Consider the following 20,456-nt stretch of genomic DNA (forward strand, 5'->3'; position numbering starts at 1 on the left):
TTTTGCGAATTGTTTACGAGTTCGCAAGTGCTCCGCCATATGTCGTGGCTCCCGCGCGCGAGAGCGCAATGTGAGCATGCGTTGACCGATGCGATCACACAGCAACGTTCCGCGGAGCGGGTGCGCGTGTGATTTCAAGTGGTTTATTGACGGCCGCCAGTTTTTCTGCAAATCTTTGAAGGCATAAAATCAACTCAGAGATATTTTTTTGATACCGCGCACCGACGATGACCAAACCCAATCCAACGAAGAGCGCAAATAACGTAAAGAAACCCACTCAACCCACTTTGACTCAATTGCCAGTCCGGGGACCGACGCACAAAGTGGACACACGGGCAGTTCGCCTGGTGATGAGTCAACTTGACGAAAACTGGCTTATTCGAAGCCTTGACGAGCGAGATTATGGAATTGATCTGCAACTAGAATATTTTGACAGCGATCTACCGACAGGACTGGTGACGTTCATTCAAATAAAAGGTACCGAAGAGTCGTTCGAAAATGAAGAAAGCTTTTCTCTACCGGTGAAGACGCTACTTTATGCCGAGCTTTTTTCGGCTCCGTTTTTCTTATTCCGCACCTCGTTGACCGATAAATTAACGAGGTTCGCGTGGCTGCAAAAATTCTCAACAACTGCCTTACCGCTAACGTCGCCCAATTGGCGTTATCAAGAGAGCGTCGAGATTACGATTCCAGCAGACAACGATCTTGTTGGGAATTGTGAAAAATTCAAGAATATTGTTCTTGACCAGCGACGCCAGAGAATGGCGATAGAATTCCTAAGAATCGAATTTGAACTTTCCCTATACGGCAAACAGGTCATCGAAAATGGGAAAATTTCCCTATCTGCTTTTTGCTCTGAAGCCGCGAAGAAGCTGACCTCTCTCGCCCCCTTCATAATCGGGTCTGAATTCAGCGGAAAAGAAGATGCCAAAAAGCTCGTAAACTTGTACGAAATATTCGACGATATTTTATTGTCGGGAGAAGTGACGGCATCTCAACAGACCGGAATTATGGAATCCCTTGACTTAATGGACACCATCAAGATTTCTTTTATGAACGAAGATGTAACTCATGCTTTTACGACAAAAAATGCGGGCATCGTTTACTATTAACTTCAATCTACCGTCGTGCACTCACCGACATTGATACCCAACCACATATACCCATGCCGGATCTGACCATCTACACAGGTGCCGCACCGAACGACTTCGCCCGACGCGTCTTCGACGTGCTCGAGGCTAACGGCTTCTGGATTGCGTCCACGCCAAGGAGTCCGGTCGAGTCGAAATCGAGAACCCTGTGCGTCACTTACCGCGGCATCTACGTTGGACAGATGAGGTCGAATTGGTGGGGGGCTCGGAAACCAACCGCAATTCTCTATCGTTTCCCCGACGCGTCTCGTATTTCCGTTGCTCATGCTCCAAAAGACTTTGATACCCATACGTTCGCAAAAGAGCACGGCGTCGATCCGGCGACGCTCTTTCTCAGGGTCGATCGGGGAGAAAACAAGTCTTACCTTCTCGTGCGAGACATCGGCACGGCGCTAAAGCTTATGCAGGCCTGGGCACGATCGATCGACCATGAACTACTCCCGCAGGTCGATGACGCAGATGATATTAATCTCGAAAGCGATTTGCATGAGATTCTGACGGACACAAAAAAATCCGACAAGCACAAAAGAGTCGAGATAGATGCCCGACTCGGGCAAGGTAAGTATCGAGCGGACCTGCTGAGGGAGTTTCGTAACGCCTGCGCGGTGACGCAACTCTCGCTAGCCCCAGCGTTACGCGCCTCGCATATCGTGCGGTGGCGAGATTCCGACGATGACGAAAAGGTCAATGCTAAAAATGGTCTGCTTTTGTCCGCCAACATAGACGCGCTTTTTGATCGACATCTCATCACCTTTGAACCAAACGGCAACCTTCGCAAGTCGATTTTACTTACAGACCATGATTGCGCAAAGCTCGGTCCTCTGAACAACCTCTTGGAGACTCCGTGTGACGAACGTGCCGCTTTTTTACGTCGGCATAACACGAAATTCGACACCCTTGAGCGCAAGCGCATTGAATACGTGAAACGATCGACGACATAGCGCCGGTTGTCAAACGTTCACGGACTCGACAACGACATCTTTGCTCGGATGACCGTTAAAGCCTGTGGATCCTATCAATAGTCACGTTGCGCATTGCATCGTTGAAAGATCGGGTCACGGTTAACACGGCAAGAGCTCGACGCTGCCACGCGCGCGACCTCGGCCAGTCTTTCGTTGAACAAGCGAGCTCTATGGAATGGCGGGAACGTTGGACAAAATTCGAAAGCGCGGCCCGACCGCACAAACGTCGTCGGCCCGCTTGTCTGGCGCGCAGGACCGTGACATGCATCGGTGCGCGATAGCTGACCCGCGAAGCGTTGCGAAAGTGCTGGCTTTATAGCAAGAGACGAATCAACGACCGAGCGTTGAACGGCTGAGAAGGGTCGCAAACGTACATCAAAGTTGTATGAAAGCGACCGGTGGCTCCGGGTCATCTACAGTCCCCTAAGCCCCCTCCCTTCCCCCCACCTGCTCAAGCAAATACTCGACAAATCGAGTCAGCTTCGGCAGCGGCCGCCGGTCCTGCCGATACACGATATGAATCGTGTGCGGCTCGGGCACGTACGCTTGCAACACCGGCACCAGCGCCCCACTCGCCAGATCGTGCGCGACCAGCACTTCGGGCTGCAACAACAACCCCGCGCCCGCGATGGCTGCCATGCGCAGTCCGTTCCCGTCGTCGCACGTGAAAACCGGATCCGTCAAAACCTGCGGCCCATCCCACCCACCGAGTTTCCACCCGCTACGACCATTCCACACCGAATGAGACAGACAGTGATGCGCGCCCAGGTCCTGCGGCGTCTCCGGACGACCATGCCGCGCGAGATAGCCCGGCGAAGCGCAGATCACCATCCGGTATAGGGCCAGCGGCTTCGCGATGAGATCGACATCGCCCAGCTCACCAATACGAATGGCCAGATCGAACCCCTCGTCAATCAGGTCGACGACACGATTGCTCAACGCCAGTTCGATGCGCACAAGCGGGTACATCTGCTGGAACGTCGCCGCCAACGGCGCGACGACACACGCGCCAAAGGTAATCGGCGCACTGATACGCAACGTGCCTGACGGCGACTCGCGCAACCGTTCGACCGACGTCTCGGCGATCCGCACTTGTTCGAGCGCACGCTTGGCATCTTCGTAGAACACGCGCCCCGCATCCGTCAGGCTCTGCCGTCGCGTGGTGCGCTCCAGCATGCGCGCCCCGAGGCGCTCTTCAAGTTCACGCACATACTTGCCCACCATGACCGCCGAAATGCCAAGCCGCTGCGCCGCCTCGGTGAAGTTGCCGCCTTCCACGACGGCAACGAAGGTTTCCATTGAACGCAGCTTGTCCATATTCCGAACTGGTGATTAGGCGTGTCGGAAATTAGAGCACATTTATCCCAATATTGGTTCGCTGAACAATGACTGCTCCAACCCGAAATCGAAAAGGAATCGTTCCATGAAGATCGTTGTAATCGGCGCCGGCGGGGACGTCGGTCGTGCCGTGGCGGATGAGCTGGCGCGTGACGAAACACACGACGTCATTCGCGTAGGTCGCACCTCCGGCGACCACCAGGTCGACATCACCCGCGACGAGAGCGTGAGTGCGCTGTTCGGGACGATCGGGCCAATCGACGCGATCATCGTTGCCGCGGGCAATGTCATCCTGGCGCCGATCGAAAAAATGACGGCGGCCGAGTTCCACAAGGGATTGCAGGACAAGCTACTGAGTCAGGTGCGTGTCGCGCTGGTGGGTCAGCACTATCTGTCCGATCACGGGTCGATCACACTGACCTCGGGCATCGCGGTCGATGACCCGATCGCGCAAGGCGCCAACGCCGCAACCTCGAATGCCGGGATTGAAGGATTCGTGCGTGCTGCCGCGTGCGATTTTCCACGGGGCATCCGGATCAACGCCGTGAGCCCGACCATGCTGACCGAATCCGTGGACCGGTTCGGTCCGTTTTTCCCCGGCTGCGAGAGTGTGCCGGCGTCACGTGTGGCAATGGCCTATCGACGCAGCGTGGAAGGCGTGCATAGCGGCCGCGTTTATCGGGTAGGTCACTGACGTTGAGGGCTCGCCCCGCGAGCCCGAATCCCGCGCTCTCCCACCCGCCCCAGATTCCGCCAAGCCATCACCGCCCCCACCCCCAGCAGCAGAACCGAAACGATCAACGCCCGCTCCATCCCATGGACGAACGCCACACCCCCTGCCTCACGAACGAAGAAACCAAACAACGCGACGCCCATCACGCCGCCCACCTGTCGCGCCGTATTCAACAACCCCGACGCCACACCCGACTGCGCGCCGCTCACCGCCGCGAGCGCCGCGTCCGTGATGGTCGGTATCGTCAACGCGATGCCGCTGCCTGCCAGCAGCATCGGTATCGCGAGCAACCCGTTGGATTGCGCGGCGATCGCCGGCCACATCGCCAGATAACCGAACGCTGAAATCGACAACCCGGCCGTCGCCAGCGTGCGCGCGCCCAGCCTGCCGGTCAGTCGTCCGGCGACGATGCTCATGACCATCAGCACTCCCATCATCGGCAGAAACGCGACACCCGCGCGCACGGGCGTCATATGCCAGACCGACTGAAACAGCAGGCTCAACGTAAAGACGATGCCGTAGAACACCAGGTTCGCGATCGCGCCGATCACGATCGAGCTGCGGACGATCCGGTCCTGCCACAACCCGGCCGGCAGCATCGCGTGCGGATTGCGCGCTTCCAGCCGGACGAACGCGATGCCCAATGCAACGCACAACGCGAACGCACTCACGATGACCGGACTGCGCCATCCCAGCGCACTGATCTCGGTCGACGCGAACGTGAGCGCCGCCAGCGCAAACGCACCGGTCAGTTGCGCGGGAAGATCGAGACGCCTGCCGCCCTGCGCTTGCGTGTCGGGCGCGAACCGCCACGTCATCCAGATACCGGCGATGCCGACCGGCACGTTGACCAGGAAAATGCTACGCCAGCCGACTGCGGCGATGAGCAACCCGCCGGCCAGCGGCCCCGCAGCCAGCGCGATGCCGCCGCCGGCGCCCCACCAGCCGATCGCGCGGCTACGCGCTGCCGCGTCGTCGAAGGCGAGACGCAGCACGGCCAGCGAGTTCGGCACCAGCAGCGCGGCGCCGATCCCCTGAACGAGACGCCAGGCGATCAACGCGCCGATGGCATGCGCGGTGCCGCACCCGATCGACGACAGCGCGAAGATCGCGTAACCGGCAATGAACACGCGCTTTGCCCCCAGCCGGTCGCCGAGCGCGCCCGCCATCAGCAGGGTCGCCGCGAACACGAGCGCATACGCGTTGACGACCCATTGCAGGTCGGTGAGGGCGGCGCCAAAGGACGTTCGCAACGCATCGAGCGCAACGTTGACGACGCTGACGTCGATCAGGACGACCGCATAACCGAGGCACGCCGCGGTTTGAACCAGCCGCGGATGAGGGGTGGATGAGGTCTGCATCGGCAATCCTTCGCATTCGGAGGATTGAAGCGTAGAGGATCGCCTTCTGTGCGAATATTCCGCAAAACAGCACAGCAGCCTGGAGAAAATGCACCGATGTTCGACTGGGAAAACCTGCGTTACTTCGTTGCCGTCGCTCAAGCGGGGAGTCTTTCCGCGGCCGCCCGGCGATTGAACGTCGACCACGCGACAGTCAGCCGTCGCCTGGCCGCACTCGAATCGGAATTGAAGATGCGCGTGATCGACAGGTTGCCGCGCGCGTGCCGGCCGACTGCCGCCGGCCGGCAGATCCTCGAATTCGCCGGGAAAATGGAGGAGCACGCGTTTGCAATCGAGCGCCTCGCGCTCACGGAACACCTGCCGATGCACGGCACCGTGACGATCAGCGTGCCGCCCGTGCTCGCCAACAATTTCTACGCGAATCATCTGTATGCGTTCGCGCAAATGCATCCGGGCATTCGGCTGTCGATGGCCAGCCAGGCGCAAAGCGTATCGCTCGCCCGTCGTGAAGCGGATATCGCCGTGCGCCTGTTCCGCCCCGAGGAGCCGCAAAACGTGACGCGCAAGCTGGGCGAGATGGCTTTCGGGCTCTATGCGAGTCGCGACTACGCGCACGCGTCGACGCCTGACGATTGGGCGTTCATCTGCTACGACGCGCAATTCGCGGAAATGCCGCATCAGAAGTGGCTCGAGTCGATCGCTCGAGGTCGCCGCATCGCGTGCGAAGTCAGCGATATCACGACGCAGCAGGTCGCGGCCCGCACGGGCATCGGCGTAGCGGGCCTGCCCGTGTTCATGGGCGATGACGATCCGGGGTTGCAGCGCTTGCCGTTCGACGGGGAACCGTACGCCCGCGACATCTGGCTGGTCGTGCATGCCGATCTCCGGCATTCGCCGTCGATTCGCGCGGCGATCGACTTCATCGCTGACGTGACGGGCAGGACCTTCGCGCCGGATTCGAGGCAGTAGCGACTGCGTATCGCCGTGGCGTGCGATACCGGGCGATGGGATCGATCGCGATGCCTGCGCCGAGCCTCACCACGCCCCTTCCTGCGGGCGCGCGGCGTCAACCCTATCTGCACACACACGCGCCATCAAACCACCGCCCTCAACCACCCCAGCACCTCCGCCTGCGCACTCCCCGCCGCCACCGGTTCCGGCGTCAACAAGCAGTAATCCGAACCATCCTCGACGAACCCCATCGGCGCGACGAGCACACCGCTTTCGATGTCATCGCGAACGAGGTGCCACGGGCCGATCGCGACACCGAGCCCCGCAACCGCCGCCTGCAGACTGAAATAGAAATGGTCGAACGTCTGCCCGCGCCCGCCCGCGGCCGGCTGGTTCGCCGCCACCGCCCATTCCTTCCACGCGTCCGGCCGTGTCCGCGTGTGCAGTCGCGGAACATCCGCCTTCAACGATCGACTGCCACGACGCGCGGAAAACCATGCATCGACCTTATCCGGCCGGCAGACCGGCCCCACCTTCTCCGCGAACAGCCGCTCCGCGTGATAACCCACCGGCCACGCAAAGTCATTGCGTCGAATCGCCATGTCGATGCCGCTGTCGAATGAGAACGGACCGCCTGCGGCAGCCAGGTGAATGTCGACGCCCGCATGCCGCGCCTGAAAATCCGGCCAGCGCGGAATCAGCCAGCGCATCAGGAGCGTCGGTTCGCACGACAGCACCCAGCGCCGCGCCCGGGCGGCCTCGGTACGCAATTCCTGCGCGGCGTGACGCATCAGCCCCAGCCCGTCATGGACGGCCTGCGCCAGCTTGCGGCCCGCATCGGTCAGGAACACGCGACGGCTGCGCCGCTGGAACAGCGCGACGCCCAGGTCGTCCTCGAGCAATCGCACCGCGCGGCTGACCGCGCCATGGGTCAGGCACAGCTCGTCGGCCGCACGACTGAAATTCTCATGACGCGCCGCCGCCTCGAAGCAACGCAGCGCCATCAGCGATGGCAGGTTCGTGCAAACGGGCTGTGAGTCAATCTCACCATTCTGGTCAGAAATCATCGCTTTTCCCGATGGAACATGACCCATAAGATTGCGCCATCAAGCCATCAATCGCAAGGACAAGACGATGACCGAACTGATAGTTGTAGTCACCATCACGCTGCTGGCCGTGATCAGCCCGGGGCCGGACTTCGCGATGGTCACGCGCAACAGCCTGATGCTGTCGCGCCGCTCGGGCGTGCTCACCGCGCTGGGTATCGGGCTCGGCGTGACGGTTCACGTGAGCTACACGCTGCTGGGCGTCGGCCTGCTGATCCGCCAGTCGCTGTGGCTCTTCAATGCGGTCAAGCTGGTCGGCGCGATCTACCTGGTCTACCTCGGCGTGAAGATGCTCAAGACGAAGGCCGGCAACGGGCAGGCGGATGCACCGGCCGCACCGTTGTCCGACCTGGCCGCGCTGCGCACCGGCTTCCTGACCAATGCGCTGAACCCCAAGACCACGGTGTTCATCGTCAGCCTGTTCATGCAGGCCGTGCGGCCCGACACGCCGTTGATCGTGCAGATCGGCTACGGCGCGTTCATCGCCGTCGCGCATGCCGGCTGGTTCAGCCTGGTGGCCCTGTGCTTCTCCGCGACGGCCGTCCGCGATCGCCTGCTGGCGCTGCGGCACTGGATCGACCGCACCTTCGGCTGCCTGCTCGTGGGCTTCGGCGTCGCGCTCGCCATCGCGCGCGGCGGGCGCTGACTCGACACGGCGCGCCACGCGCCGATGCAACCGACCGGCGCGCTTCGCGGGCGCGCCTGCGCGCCGGATGCGCCACTCGGTCGCTTTAGAACGTCCGCGCGATCGTGCGGGCTTCGTCGATCGCACGACTGCGATCGACCGCGCCGTCTGGACCGGACAAGGTGCGCTCGACGACGATCCCGGTGACGTCCTTCACGCCCACGAACTTGAGCCAGGTCTCCATGTACGGGCGCTGAAGATCGAATTCGGCCGCCGGCGTAAATGAGCCCGGCGACTGATAACCGAGCCCACGCGCGTAGACCACCGCCGCCTTTTTCCCGGCCAGCTTGCCGGCGAAACCTGTGCCGTCGAACGTGAACAGCACATCCTTCTGCGAGATCGCATCGATCAGGTGCTTGAGTTTGTACGGAATACTGAAATTCCACAGCGGCACGCCGAACAGGAGCTTGTCCGCCTCGTGGAACGGCGCCGCGAGCTGCTCGATCCGTTGCCATGCCGCCGCCTGAGCCGGCGTCAACGCGTTGCCGCTCAGTCCCGCATATTTCGCGGCCAGCGCGGCTTCGTCGAATTCGGGTATCGCCAGATTCCAGATGTCGAGCGTCTGTATCTCGTGATCGGGATGCGTGTGGCGGTACGCATCGAGAAAGGCATTGCACACGTCGATGGACGCCGAATAGTCCTTGTTGGGTGAGCCTTCGATATAGAGCACGCGTGTCATGAAACCGGTCCTTGCCGAAAGTGACGGCGACGCGCGGGATGCGCGATCGCCCACTGCCCTTCGCAGCCTATCGGATCGACCTATAATCCGGAAACGATATGAATTGATCGAATTAACCCGAATTGGTGATCAATGAACCCGCCGCTCGACACCTCACTGCTTCATACGTTCGTCGCCATCGCCGACGTGCGGAGCTTTACCGGCGCAGGTCGCAGGCTGCATCTCAGCCAGTCCGCGGTCAGCGCGCAGATCGCTCGCCTCGAGGAACAGGTCGGCCGGGCGCTGCTCGCCCGCAATACGCGCAGCGTGACGCTCACCGAGCATGGCCGGATGCTGCTCGGCTACGCGCGCGCGATGCTCAACCTGAGCGAGGAAGCGCGGACGAAACTGGGCAGCGGCAACGCAGTCGATGTCACGCTGCGCATCGGCGCATCGGAGGATGTGGCGGGAGGCTGGCTGCCCGACGTGATGCGCCGTCATGGCGCCGCGCGGCGCGGCTTGCGGCTGAATCTGACGGTCGACATCGGCGACAGCCTGTTTCAACGGCACGCCAACCGCGAATTCGATCTCGTGATCGGCAGCCGGTGCGCGCACACGGGCCAGGGCGCGACGTTGTGGCGCGAGCCGCTCGTCTGGGCGTTCGCGCGCCACGAGCCGCTGCCGGAAGGCGATGTGCCGCTCGCGTGCTTCCCCGATCCGTGCCCGTACCGGGGCGCGGCCATCAAGGCGCTCGCGCTGGCCGGCATGCCCTATTTCATCGCATGCGAAAGCCCGAGCGTCACGGGCATCCGCACGTTCGCGCGCGCCGGCATCGCGATCGCGCCGGTGCCGCGCAGCGCGATCGACGACACGCTCCGCGAGCTGGGCGTGCCAGAAGGCTTGCCGGCGCTGCCGGACATGGAATTCGTGATGATGCATGACGCGGGAATGCCGGCCGCCGTCGAATTCGCCGCGACGCTTGTCGATGAAACCGCCATTCGCAACGGGGCCGGCGCGCGCAACCGGCCCTAGCGGGCAGCTCGGTCACGGCCGAGGTTCGATCACAGGCACTTACCGACCCATGCACGTTCGACCACAACGGCGCGCTGTGTGCGAAGCGGCCGCGCGCCGGTCGCGGTGCGTCGCCGGCCTCAGCGCTTCGCGCTCAATCCCGCCCGCGCGCCCGCCGGTTCCCGGCTGCGCCCGAGCAGCGCCGCCAGCGACAGATCCGCGAGCTTGCCGAACGGCGCACGCAGCAGGCTCGGCAGGTTCCAGCGCCCCAGCACGAACACGCCCTTCGCATGGCTCATCGCGCGGAATCCCTCGATGCCGTGATACGCGCCCATCCCGCTCGGACCGACGCCGCCGAACGGCAAGTCTTCCTGCGCGACATGCAGGAGCGTGTTGTTGATGCCGACATTGCCCGACGTGGTGCGCTTGAGCAACGACTCGCAGTCGCTGTCTCGCGCGCCGAAGTAATACAGCGCAAGCGGCCGCGGACGCGCATTCACGTAGTCGACGACTTCGTCGATCGTGCGATACGTGCGCACCGGCAGGATCGGCCCGAAGATTTCTTCCTGCATGACGGTCGTATCGTCGCCGGCGCCGACGATCAGCGTGGGCGCGAGCGTGCGCTTGCGGGTGGCCGCCTGCTGCGGATTCACGCCCGCCTCGATCACGCGCGCGCCCTTGCTGCGCGCTTCGTCGACGAGGCGCTTCAGGCGATCGAAATGCCGGTCGCTGACGATCGACGTGTAGTCGGGGCTGGTCGGCCCGCCCGGATAGAAGCGCGCGACGGCCGCATCGTATTGCGCGACGAACGCGTCGAGGTCGTCTTCATGCACCAGCGCATAGTCGGGCGCGACGCAGGTCTGCCCGCCGTTCGACAGCTTGCCGAACACGATGCTGGACATCGTCCGGCCGTCGACGTGCCCTCTCGCGACGATCGCCGGGCTCTTGCCGCCGAGCTCGAGCGTCACCGGCACCAGGTTGTCGCTGGCCGCCTTCATGACCTTGCGGCCCACCTGCGTGCTGCCGGTGAACAGCAGATGATCGAACGGCAAGCCGCTGAAGGCGGCGCCGACTTCCGGACCGCCGAGCACGACCGCGACTTCCTCGCTCGGGAAAGTTTCCGCGAGCATCCGGCGCATCACCTCGCTGGTGCGCGGCGTCAGTTCCGACGGCTTGAGCATCGCGCGGTTGCCGGCGGCCAGCGCGGTGGCCAGCGGAATGAACGTGAGCGCGAACGGGTAATTCCACGGCGCCATCACGCCGATGACACCCAGCGGCTGGTATTCGACGTGCGCCTGCCCGGCCCGGTAAAAGATCCCGACGTGCCGGCGCTGCGGCTTCATGAAGCGACGCAGGTTGCGCGTCAGGTAGTCGATCGCCTGGATCACGCCGACCAGTTCCATGATCGCGGTCTCGTGTCGCGAGCGATGCCCGAAATCGGCGCTGACCGCCTCCTCCACTTCGCTGCGATACGCGAGCACCACCGCACGCAGCCGCGCGAGCCGCGCCTTGCGCTGCTGCACGCTCGGCGGCCCCTCGCTGACGAACGCGTTGCGCTGGCGGGCCAGCAACGCCGCCGGGTCGAAACTCGAGCTGGATTCTGCCGAAACGGCCATGGTGCACCTCACGAGGTTGCGTCGATGTAGACACTGTCAACTTGCATGCGGCGGATCATAGGCTCACAATGTGTTCCCTGTCAACATAGGAGCAACGCGATGTCGTCGGATGAGGCTGCGGACGCCGGGCAAAAGGCTTATCACCACGGGGATCTGCGGCGCGCGATCATCGACACGGCGCTCGACACGCTGCAGGAGCAACAGGGCTGGCAGTTCACGCTGCGCGAAATCGCGCGGCGCGCGAACGTCAGCCATTCGGCGCCGTACCGGCATTTCCCGGACAAGGCCGCGTTGCTGCACGAGCTCGCGCTGATCGGCTTCGATCGGCTGAACGCAGAGCTCGCCGCGTCCGTCGATCCCGCGGCGGATGCACCGGACGTGCTGCGCGCGCTCGCTTACGCCCATCTCGCGTTCGGGCAGCGCAACCCGGATCTCTATCGACTGATGTTTGCCGCGGATGCCGGCGAGCCCTCGGACATCCATCTCGATCCGCGCGTGCAGGCGCCGTTCCTGCTGGTCGTCGAGATCCTGGAACACGGCCAGCGCGCCGGCACGATCCGCCCGCGCCCGGCGCTCGGCCAGGCGACCGCCTGCTGGGCGCATCTGCATGGCCTGACGATGCTGGCGATCGACGGGCGGCTGGTGCGCGAGAAGGTCGGCGATCACGCGATCGAAGATGCGCTGACCACCTTGCTGGACGGTCTCGCGCTGCCCGCCCGCCCCGCGCGGTCAGCGAAGGCGAAAAGGCCTTGACCTTCAACTTCGCTTAAAGGTTATGGTTTGCGTCGGCAGCGTATCGAGGCCATGAGTATGGGTACTGCCATCCGACAATCCGGCGGCGCGTCGACGACGTCCGCCCGTGGCCGATGAAAGGGAACCGCATCATGAGCAAGCGCATCCTTCACGTGGTCAGCAATGTCGCACACTACGCCGATCCGTCGCAACCGACCGGCCTGTGGCTGTCCGAGCTGACCCATGCCCATCACATCTTCGCGGCGAAAGGCTATGAGCAGCGGCTGGTGAGCCCCAAGGGCGGCGTGTCGCCGCTGGAGCCGCGCTCGCTCAAATGGCCGCACGCCGACGCCGCCGCGAAAGCGTGGCGCGCCGACAAGGCCAATGAAGCGCTGCTCGCCACCACCGCGCGCCCCGACGAGATCGATCCGGCCGATTTCGATGCGATCTACTTCACCGGCGGCCATGCGGTGATGTGGGACTACCCGGACGACGCGGGGCTGCAGCGGCTCACGCGCGAGATCTACGAGCGCGGCGGTGTCGTGTCGTCGGTCTGTCACGGCTACTGCGGATTGCTGAACACGACGCTGTCGGACGGCTCGCTGCTGGTGGCCGGCCGCCGGATCACCGGCTATTCGTGGGTCGAGGAAATCCTGGCAGGCGTCGCGAAGAAGGTGCCCTACAACGTCGAGGAGCAGATGCAGCAGCGTGGCGCGCGCTACGAGAAGGCGCTGCTGCCGTTCACGTCGTACGTCGTCGTCGACGGCCGGCTCGTGACCGGCCAGAATCCGCAATCGGCGAAAGCGACCGCGGAACAGGTCGTCGCGTTGCTGTGATGGGATGCGCCGGTGCGACGCCGCTAGGCGCGGGGCGACCGGCGGCGCACGACCGCATCATCGCGATCGGCGGCGGCAGTCGCAGCCTCGCCGTCACTGCCCTCCGCCGCATGCCCCGGCGGGACGCGCGACAGCAATTGCTTCGCATGGGTTGCACAATCGACCGACTCCGGTTTCGCGGCGATGTCGGCGATCAGCGACACGATCTGCGCCTTGCTTTGCGCGAGCCGCGCCTCCAGCGCCTCGATGTCCCGCACCTTGCCGCACAGCGCATCCAGTAACGAAGCGCAGGGCCACTGCGCGAGGTCGGCCGGCATCAGCGTGCGAATCTCGTCGAGACTGAAATCCGCCTTCTGCGCGGCCGTGATCAGGTCGAGCGCCGTCACCGCTTCCTGCGGATAGGTGCGATAGCCGTTCGCTTCGCGCTCGACGAGCGTCAACAGACCGATGCGTTCGTAAAAGCGGATGCGCGAAGGGGTCAGGCCGGTGCGTTCCGCCAGTTCCCCGATCTTCATGTTCCGATACTCCCCGGCCGGATCGCATCCGGCCATCTGTCCCGTCGTGACTGTCCGTTGTCTCCCGATGTTGTTTCGCAATCCGATCTTTATCGGCTTCCTGTCGAATGGCGAGCGAACGGCGCGCGCTCAAATCACTTCGAAACGCAGGCCCGCGTGGTGAACCAGACGCTCGATATAGCGCGCGTCGAAGATCGTCGCGGGCGTCCAGAAACCGCCGCCGCGGCCGGTCTTGACGCCGTCGCCAACGCAATCCAGCGCGAGACTGATCGCGGCCTGGCCGAGCATCTTGCCAGTGGAGCCGTAGCCCGGATCGCGGTCGCCGGTGACTTTCACGCGCAGGGTCTTCCCGTCGTCGGTACGGCCGAAGAAGCGCAGATCGTAGCGGCCGGCCAGTTGCGCCGCGGCGCTCGGCCCCTCGCCGGGTTTCGGCAGCAGGAAGCGCTCCATCAGGCCGCGCACCGGCTTGATGACGACACCCACCATGAACGCGCCGAGACCGGCCACCATCGTCACCGCGGTCAGGCGGCCCTTGAGGCCCGTACCCGTCATCACCGCTTCGTCATACGTGAAGCGGCTGCCGTACGCGTTGCCGGCGAGCGCATTGGAGCGATGCACGACACGCTCGTTGATCGCCGCCATCACGAACGGGGCGATCCACGCGTCGAAGTCGCGATCGAATGCGGCGGATCGCACCGCATGCTGGCGGGCCGTGAAGCCATGCCCCTTCGGGCACAGCGAATACGGATCGAGCAGTTCCCTGCGCAACGCGGGATCGGCCGCCGCTTCCCGGAGGACGTTGATCACGCTCGCCACCGTGCCGCCCGACGCGCCGCCCTTCAGCGTTTTCACCCGCATCTTCACCTGCGCGGCCGGCACGCCCCACTGCTGCCGCGCCTGCTGCTGCAGGAAGAACACGCCCATGTCCGACGGCACCGAATCGAAACCGCAGCAATGGACGATGCGCGCGCCGGATTGCCGGGCCGCGGGCTCGTACCTGTCGATCATCCGCTTGATCCATTGCGTCTCGCCGGTGAGGTCGCAGTAGTCGGTGCCGGTTTCCGCGCAGACCCTGACCAGCGGCTCCCCGTAAAGCGCATAGGGGCCGACGGTGGACACGACCACCCGCGTCTGCGCGCAGAGCGCGCGAAGCTGCGCTTCGTCGGCCGCGTCGGCGACGATGATCGGCACCGACTGCCCCGCCGCGCCCAGCGTATCCCTGACCCGCCTGAGCTTCGCTTCGGAACGGCCGGCGATGGCCCAGCGCAGCGTTTCGCCGCTGCCTGACAGGTACTCGGACAGGTAGCGGGCGAGGATCTGCCCGACGAAACTGGAGGCGCCAAATACGACGAGATCGTGGGTCGGACGGGTCATGGGCGATTCCTTCGGCGCGGGCGTGCCGCGAAGTGGCGTGGCGTCAGCGTGGTTTTCCGGGTTCATCGAAGGCCTTCAACGGGGTCGGCAGGTTCAGCACCAGCTGCGCGTCCTTCACCACGTCGAGACGCAGGATGGTGGACGCGCCCAGCCCGTCGAGCAGCTGGCTCAGCGGGCCGCCGTGCCGCACGAGCTCGACGTTGCGCGGCAGCAGGCGCTGGGCGAACGATAGCGCATTCGTCTGCACGAATGTCTGGTGCCATTCGCCGTCGATGCGGTTGATCATCGTCGACGTGCCCATGTGCGACTGCGACGCGACGTTCGTCAGCTCGGGCATCGGCACGCTCAGGCTCAGGTCCGGCCGGCCGCCGGGGCCGGCAATGCGGGCGGTGGCGGTGGCGCCGAGGCTCACGTCGATAGCGGCGAGCCACTTGGGCAGTTGATAGCCGTGCACGCCGCGCACCCGCGCGATTTCCGTGGTGACCGGCAGCGCGAGCACGTGCGCGAAGAAGCTCCGGCGCCGCATCGAATCGAGCAGCTCGAGCGCGTGCGACCCGGTCGCGCCGGGCCGGCGGATCACCACCGCGACCGACACTTCGTCATACGGATCGTTGTCGCACACCGAATACGAGAAGAAGGTCAGCGCGACCAGCCCGTACCCGGGGAGCGCGCGCAGCGGCTCGAGCGGCACCGGCAGCGTGGTCCGCAGGCGTTCGAGCGGGGCAAGGAACAGCAGCTGAATGCTGCTGGAACGGTAGTAGAAATTCGGCGCCCAGGTCGGGCCAACCCGCGACGCGACCTGACGCTTCGGAATCCGACGGAAAAAGTCGATGTCCCCCGCCGCGGGATCGCGCGCCACCTCGTCGAGGTCAGGATTCATCCGGAACCGGTCGTAGTACCCGCCTTCGGGCACGTCGACCTTGTGTGGGCCGAATTCGACCTGTGTAAACCGCCTGTCCATGTTCGTTGCCTCTCGTCGATGATCGACCGTGGCAGGCAACGCCCGATGCCCGCTGACTCACTGCCGTCAGCAAGCACTCTAAGATTTAAGTCAACTTTAAGGTCAAGGCCCCGAGTAGAGGGGCACGTCGGATTGCGTTTGAGCGACTGGCCGGCGCTCGCCGTGCCGGCGCCGGATCATTTGGCGGTCGTGCGACGGCCCTTGCCGGGTGTCGACGCCTCGCCCGGATTGCGCAACCGGTCCATCACCCAGCGCGTACGCTCCGAGCAGGTCAGTTCGGTCGGCCGGTTCTTGATGCTGTCGATCGCGACGCGCAGTTGCGCCTTGTTCTCCTCGAGGCGCTTCTGCATCGCGTCGATCTCGGCGACTTTCCGTTCGAGCGCCTCCACCAGCCCGTCATGCTGCCAGTTGCCGGCTTTCAACGGCAGCAGATGGCGGATCTGCTCCAGCGAGAATCCGGCGCTCTGTGCGCCGGCGATGATCTCGAGCATCCACACCGCGTCGTCGCCATATTCGCGATAACCATTCGTGCCGCGCTCGACAGCCGTGAGCAGCCCCTCAGCCTCGTAGAAACGGATCCGCGATGCCGTCAGGCCACTGAGCTTCGCGAGCTCCCCGATTCTCATCCCTGCCTCTCCAGCGTGTTGACATTAAACCTAACTTTAAACCTAGAGTAAGCGCATCGCCAAGGCAGGCGGGCAGCGGATGCCCCGCTGCATGCGCAGCGCCGGCCTGGCGACCCTCGCGAACGGCAGGACCGTCACGGATCGATATCGCCCACCGAACAGGAGCAGACATGGGATACGTCACAACGCAGGATGGCGTCGACATCTTCTACAAGGACTGGGGGCCGCGCGACGCGCAGGTCATCTTCTTTCATCATGGCTGGCCGCTCAGCGCCGACGACTGGGATGCGCAAATGCTCTTCTTCCTGGCACAGGGCTATCGCGTGATCGCGCACGACCGTCGCGGCCATGGGCGCTCCAGCCAGGTCTGGGACGGTCATGACATGGATCACTACGCGGACGACGTCGCCGCGGTCGTGAATCACCTCGGCGTGCAAGGCGCCGTTCATGTCGGCCATTCGACCGGCGGCGGCGAGGTGATCCACTACGTCGCCCGTCACGGCGAAGACCGCGTCGCCAAGGCCGTGCTGATCAGCGCCGTTCCGCCGCTGATGGTCAAGACGGACAGCAATCCGGGCGGCCTGCCGAAAGACGTGTTCGACAATCTCCAGGCGCAACTCGCGGCGAACCGTGCGCAGTTCTACTACGACGTGCCCGCCGGCCCGTTCTACGGCTATAACCGCGACGGCGCGAAGCCATCGCAAGGCGTCATCTGGAACTGGTGGCGGCAGGGCATGATGGGCAGCGCGAAGGCCCACTACGACGGCATCGTCGCGTTCTCGCAGACCGACTTCACCGAAGACCTGAAAAGCACCACGATCCCCGTGCTCGTGATGCATGGCGACGACGACCAGATCGTCCCGTATGCGGATTCCGGGCTCCTGTCGGCGAAGCTGGCGAGGAACAGCACGCTGAAGACGTATGCCGGCTTCCCGCATGGCATGCCCACGTCCAACGCCGAGACGATCAACGCCGATCTGCTCGCGTTCATCCGCGGCTGAACACCGACGGTGCCCGTGCGGCCTTCAGTTGCCCTTGCATCTGAAGGCCGTCTCCTGCCCGCGCTCGAACGCGGCTAGTCGTGCCCGCGAAGAAAATCGGGAACGGCTTCACCGATCGACGCAAGATAGCCGGCCATCGCACCGGCGACCTTGCGCACGGCAGGGCGTGCCGTCATCCGTTCACGCCACGCGAGCAGGCGGGGCGTTTCGTCCGTCATCGGTGCGCCCTTGCGCGCGCCGAACAACTGCGCCATGTAGAACGCGATGTCGGCATAGGAATACGTTCCGGCCAGAAACGCGCGATCCGCCAGCACGTGCTCCATACGCCGATAGTATTGCGCCGCCGCGGCGCATGCAGCCTGTGCGGCCGGATCGTCCGGTGTCTCCTCCAGCCCCATCAGCCGGACGACATGCGGAAAATAGATTTCGTCGCTGCAGTGTTCGAGCTGACGCGCGATCGCGCGCGCCGCCGGATGCGCCGGCCATAGCGCGGGATCGGGTTTCAGATCCTCGAGATACTCGAAAATCTGCGTGGAATCGAAGAGTTCCAGATCGCCGTCGATCAGCACCGGCACCTGTCGCTTCGGGTTGATCCGCAACACGTCCGGATGTTTGGGATCGTAGCCGCGACGCTGGCTGAACGGCACCATCACCAACTCGAAGTCGATGCCCTTCTCGTGCGCGGCCATCTCGACCTTCGCGCCAAACATGCTCAGCGGCCCGGAAATGATCTTCATCGTTTGATCCTCTGTGGTGTCCTGATGCGCAACCCGCGTCGATGCAACAGATCGGGAATGCGGAAAAGCATAAGCCCGAAAACATGACACCTCATGTCAGGTATTTGCGGTAACGTGTCGTTCATGAAAGCGAGCCGCCTGTTGTCGATCATGATGATGCTGCAAGCGCGCGGCCGGATGACCGCACCGGCGCTCGCCGAAGCATTGGAAGTATCCGAGCGCACGATCCTGCGCGACATCGACCAGCTCTCCACGGCCGGCGTGCCGATCTGGGGCGATCGCGGCCGCAACGGCGGCTTTCAGTTGAGCGATGGCTGGCGTACCGATCTCACCGGCCTTACCGAGCACGAAGCGCACGCGCTGATTCTGGCGGGCTTGCCCGGGCCGGCGAGAGAACTGGGCCTCGACGGCATGGCGACTTCCGCGCGGCTGAAGATGATCGCGAGCCTGCCGCCCGGCTCGCGCGAGCATGCCGATCGCGTCGCCAGCCGGCTGCACGTCGACACCGTCGACTGGTATCGCGCGCAGGAAACGCCGGTATTCCTGCGTCAAGTGGCCGATGCGGTGTGGGGTACGTATCGTATCGACGTGAAATACCAGAGCTGGCGCGGCGCGTCCCGCCGCGCACTCGAACCGCTCGGCCTGGTGCTCAAGGGCGGCGCGTGGTACCTGGTCGCCAGGGTGGTCGGCAAGCCCGGCGCACTCACGTTCCGGCTCGCGAATATCCTCGAACTCGATGCATCGCGCCGCCGCTTCAAGCGGCCCGCGCGATTCAACCTCGCGACGCACTGGCGCGACGCGATGGGCCGGTACGAAGCCGACCTCAATCGGCTGACCGCCCATATCGCCGTGTCGCCGCGCGGCGAAACCTGGCTGGCCAACGCGCGAATCAAGGCCGAGCCTGTCGCGCAGGAACAAGGCGACACGGAGGTGCCGCCGGGATGGAAGGCGTTCCTGATGCCGATCGAATCGATCGAGCACGGCGCGCGGAAACTGCTGGGGTTCGGCGCGCACGTGAAGATCCTCGGGCCGCAGGCGCTCAAGGAGCAGTTCATCGACGAGTTGGCGCAGGTGCAGGCGCTTTATCAGCCAGGTGACGATTGAAGCATCGCGTTGCGCACCGACGTGGTCACGACGATTCGAAACAATGGAACCGTTGAGTCTTCGTCAAGTTTGAAGTCGTGCGTTTCAATGCAACGTAGGTTTCGCGGGCAGAGCAGGATGATCCTCTCGCGTCGACACGACCGTCATCCGCATCGGGCCCTGCGCGTCGGACACCGTCGGGATCTGAAGGCCGCATCGGCACAATCAGATTTCGTCGGAAAACTCGTCGAGAAAGCGCTGCAATCGCTCTCGGCGCACGATCGCCATACGCGTGCCGGTGAAGGTCTGAAAACCGGTTGAAAGCCTCAGCAGTTTCGTACGGAAGTGATCGATCGCGAATCGCGTGTCGTCGAGTTCCCGTGCAGATGCATGCGGATCGGCCGGGTCATACAACGCGCTGCCCAGCCGGCCCGCGACGTAAAAGCACCGCGCGACGCCCACCATGCCGATTGCATCGAGCCGGTCGGCATCCTGCAGCACTTTGGCTTCAATCGTCTTCGGCGCGACACCGGCCGAAAAACTGTGCGCCTCGACCGCATGCGCAACCGCGTCGATCTTCGCATCCGGCCAGTCCAGCGACTTCAGCACCTGCCGGGCCTTTTCCGCCGACAGCCGCGATGCCTGCGCGCGAAGTGGCGAATCCTTCTCCACCGCCACACAGTCGTGCAGCAGCGTCGCCGCAAACAGCACCTGCGCGTCGCCGCCCTCCTGCGCGTGGATCGCGGCCGCGTTCTTCCATACGCGTTGCAGATGCGACGTGTCGTGCGAGCCGTCGCCATTGGCATCGCGCCAGTGCGCCAGCAACGCGTTGGCCAGATCCTGAAAGGGTGCGAACGCAGGGAAAGTCATCGGGGAAAGCGGTCGAGGTCGGGATGCCGATTATCGCCGCAAGCGCCGCACGGCATACGATCCGCAATCCGATCCGCCGTCGATTCCGGCCTGTCAGGCAAACCGTTACCTCCGGTGGCACCCGGTTGACTTATAGTGCGGGTTGCCAA

Annotated in this window: 21 protein-coding genes; 10 read left to right on the forward strand and 11 right to left on the reverse strand. The window is 63.8% G+C overall.

Annotated features, from left to right (window positions below; translation table 11 throughout):
* The first annotated feature begins 227 nt into the window (after window positions 1-227).
* Window positions 228-1,112, forward strand: coding sequence for a DUF4365 domain-containing protein (locus LGM56_RS13405; RefSeq protein ID WP_226205032.1), 885 nt, complete (start codon window positions 228-230; stop codon window positions 1,110-1,112).
* Between the two features lie 53 nt (window positions 1,113-1,165).
* On the forward strand, window positions 1,166-2,092 hold the full coding sequence (locus tag LGM56_RS13410; RefSeq protein WP_226205034.1) for an HNH endonuclease: 927 nt from the start codon (window positions 1,166-1,168) through the stop codon (window positions 2,090-2,092).
* A gap of 444 nt (window positions 2,093-2,536) precedes the next feature.
* On the opposite strand, the gene LGM56_RS13415 is transcribed toward LGM56_RS13410, so the two are convergent.
* Complete coding sequence (locus LGM56_RS13415; protein WP_226205035.1) at window positions 2,537-3,430, reverse strand: LysR family transcriptional regulator; 894 nt, start codon at window positions 3,428-3,430, stop codon at window positions 2,537-2,539.
* A gap of 106 nt (window positions 3,431-3,536) precedes the next feature.
* On the opposite strand from LGM56_RS13415, the gene LGM56_RS13420 reads away from it, so the two are divergent.
* Entirely contained in the window at window positions 3,537-4,145 is a 609-nt protein-coding gene (locus LGM56_RS13420; RefSeq protein WP_226205037.1) for a short chain dehydrogenase, read from the forward strand.
* Here LGM56_RS13420 and LGM56_RS13425 read toward each other — a convergent pair.
* Window positions 4,139-5,545: an MFS transporter gene (locus LGM56_RS13425; RefSeq protein WP_226205038.1), complete on the reverse strand. Its 1,407-nt coding sequence runs from the start codon at window positions 5,543-5,545 to the stop codon at window positions 4,139-4,141. The genes LGM56_RS13420 and LGM56_RS13425 overlap by 7 nt on opposite strands.
* Before the next feature lie 24 nt (window positions 5,546-5,569).
* On the opposite strand from LGM56_RS13425, the gene LGM56_RS13430 reads away from it, so the two are divergent.
* Window positions 5,570-6,514, forward strand: a complete 945-nt coding sequence (locus LGM56_RS13430; protein ID WP_319000756.1) for a LysR family transcriptional regulator — start codon at window positions 5,570-5,572, stop codon at window positions 6,512-6,514.
* A 125-nt stretch (window positions 6,515-6,639) separates the two neighbouring features.
* Here the strand turns inward: LGM56_RS13430 and LGM56_RS13435 are convergent, their stop codons facing one another.
* Complete coding sequence (locus tag LGM56_RS13435; protein WP_226205039.1) at window positions 6,640-7,563, reverse strand: LysR family transcriptional regulator; 924 nt, start codon at window positions 7,561-7,563, stop codon at window positions 6,640-6,642.
* A gap of 67 nt (window positions 7,564-7,630) precedes the next feature.
* Between LGM56_RS13435 and LGM56_RS13440 the strand changes: the two genes are divergently transcribed.
* Entirely contained in the window at window positions 7,631-8,248 is a 618-nt protein-coding gene (locus tag LGM56_RS13440) for a LysE family translocator (protein WP_226205040.1), read from the forward strand.
* Between the two features lie 85 nt (window positions 8,249-8,333).
* Here the strand turns inward: LGM56_RS13440 and LGM56_RS13445 are convergent, their stop codons facing one another.
* Window positions 8,334-8,966: an FMN-dependent NADH-azoreductase gene (locus LGM56_RS13445; RefSeq protein WP_226205041.1), complete on the reverse strand. Its 633-nt coding sequence runs from the start codon at window positions 8,964-8,966 to the stop codon at window positions 8,334-8,336.
* A 132-nt stretch (window positions 8,967-9,098) separates the two neighbouring features.
* Here LGM56_RS13445 and LGM56_RS13450 point away from each other — a divergent pair, with 132 nt between their 5' ends.
* Window positions 9,099-9,977 carry a LysR substrate-binding domain-containing protein gene (locus LGM56_RS13450; protein ID WP_226205042.1) on the forward strand — a complete coding sequence of 293 codons (879 nt, stop codon included), beginning with the start codon at window positions 9,099-9,101 and terminating at the stop codon, window positions 9,975-9,977.
* 119 nt (window positions 9,978-10,096) lie between these two features.
* Here the strand turns inward: LGM56_RS13450 and LGM56_RS13455 are convergent, their stop codons facing one another.
* Window positions 10,097-11,572 carry a coniferyl aldehyde dehydrogenase gene (locus LGM56_RS13455; RefSeq protein ID WP_226205043.1) on the reverse strand — a complete coding sequence of 492 codons (1,476 nt, stop codon included), beginning with the start codon at window positions 11,570-11,572 and terminating at the stop codon, window positions 10,097-10,099.
* Between the two features lie 45 nt (window positions 11,573-11,617).
* Here LGM56_RS13455 and LGM56_RS13460 point away from each other — a divergent pair, with 45 nt between their 5' ends.
* Complete coding sequence (locus LGM56_RS13460; protein ID WP_226205044.1) at window positions 11,618-12,325, forward strand: TetR/AcrR family transcriptional regulator; 708 nt, start codon at window positions 11,618-11,620, stop codon at window positions 12,323-12,325.
* Between the two features lie 131 nt (window positions 12,326-12,456).
* On the forward strand, window positions 12,457-13,140 hold the full coding sequence (locus LGM56_RS13465) for a type 1 glutamine amidotransferase domain-containing protein (RefSeq protein WP_175238977.1): 684 nt from the start codon (window positions 12,457-12,459) through the stop codon (window positions 13,138-13,140).
* A gap of 23 nt (window positions 13,141-13,163) precedes the next feature.
* Here the strand turns inward: LGM56_RS13465 and LGM56_RS13470 are convergent, their stop codons facing one another.
* The 4 genes from LGM56_RS13470 to LGM56_RS13485 all read right to left on the reverse strand — a co-directional run bounded on the left by LGM56_RS13470 (window position 13,164) and on the right by LGM56_RS13485 (window position 16,616).
* On the reverse strand, window positions 13,164-13,655 hold the full coding sequence (locus LGM56_RS13470; RefSeq protein ID WP_226205046.1) for a MerR family transcriptional regulator: 492 nt from the start codon (window positions 13,653-13,655) through the stop codon (window positions 13,164-13,166).
* Window positions 13,656-13,784: 129 nt separating this feature from the next.
* Window positions 13,785-15,029: a saccharopine dehydrogenase family protein gene (locus LGM56_RS13475; protein ID WP_226205049.1), complete on the reverse strand. Its 1,245-nt coding sequence runs from the start codon at window positions 15,027-15,029 to the stop codon at window positions 13,785-13,787.
* A gap of 43 nt (window positions 15,030-15,072) precedes the next feature.
* Window positions 15,073-15,990: an acetoacetate decarboxylase gene (locus LGM56_RS13480; protein WP_226205051.1), complete on the reverse strand. Its 918-nt coding sequence runs from the start codon at window positions 15,988-15,990 to the stop codon at window positions 15,073-15,075.
* A 176-nt stretch (window positions 15,991-16,166) separates the two neighbouring features.
* A complete protein-coding gene (locus LGM56_RS13485; RefSeq protein ID WP_226205052.1) occupies window positions 16,167-16,616 on the reverse strand; it encodes a MerR family transcriptional regulator in 450 nt (149 codons plus the stop codon).
* A 170-nt stretch (window positions 16,617-16,786) separates the two neighbouring features.
* Here LGM56_RS13485 and LGM56_RS13490 point away from each other — a divergent pair, with 170 nt between their 5' ends.
* On the forward strand, window positions 16,787-17,617 hold the full coding sequence (locus tag LGM56_RS13490) for an alpha/beta fold hydrolase (protein WP_089464154.1): 831 nt from the start codon (window positions 16,787-16,789) through the stop codon (window positions 17,615-17,617).
* Between the two features lie 74 nt (window positions 17,618-17,691).
* Here the strand turns inward: LGM56_RS13490 and LGM56_RS13495 are convergent, their stop codons facing one another.
* Entirely contained in the window at window positions 17,692-18,354 is a 663-nt protein-coding gene (locus tag LGM56_RS13495) for a glutathione S-transferase family protein (protein ID WP_226205054.1), read from the reverse strand.
* A gap of 123 nt (window positions 18,355-18,477) precedes the next feature.
* On the opposite strand from LGM56_RS13495, the gene LGM56_RS13500 reads away from it, so the two are divergent.
* Window positions 18,478-19,458 (forward strand): helix-turn-helix transcriptional regulator, encoded by a 981-nt coding sequence (locus LGM56_RS13500; RefSeq protein WP_226205056.1) that lies wholly within the window; start codon window positions 18,478-18,480, stop codon window positions 19,456-19,458.
* Between the two features lie 204 nt (window positions 19,459-19,662).
* On the opposite strand, the gene LGM56_RS13505 is transcribed toward LGM56_RS13500, so the two are convergent.
* Window positions 19,663-20,307, reverse strand: coding sequence for an HD domain-containing protein (locus LGM56_RS13505; protein ID WP_226205058.1), 645 nt, complete (start codon window positions 20,305-20,307; stop codon window positions 19,663-19,665).
* Window positions 20,308-20,456 lie beyond the last annotated feature (149 nt).

Source organism: Burkholderia sp. AU38729, from assembly GCF_020419725.1.
Lineage (GTDB): Bacteria > Pseudomonadota > Gammaproteobacteria > Burkholderiales > Burkholderiaceae > Burkholderia.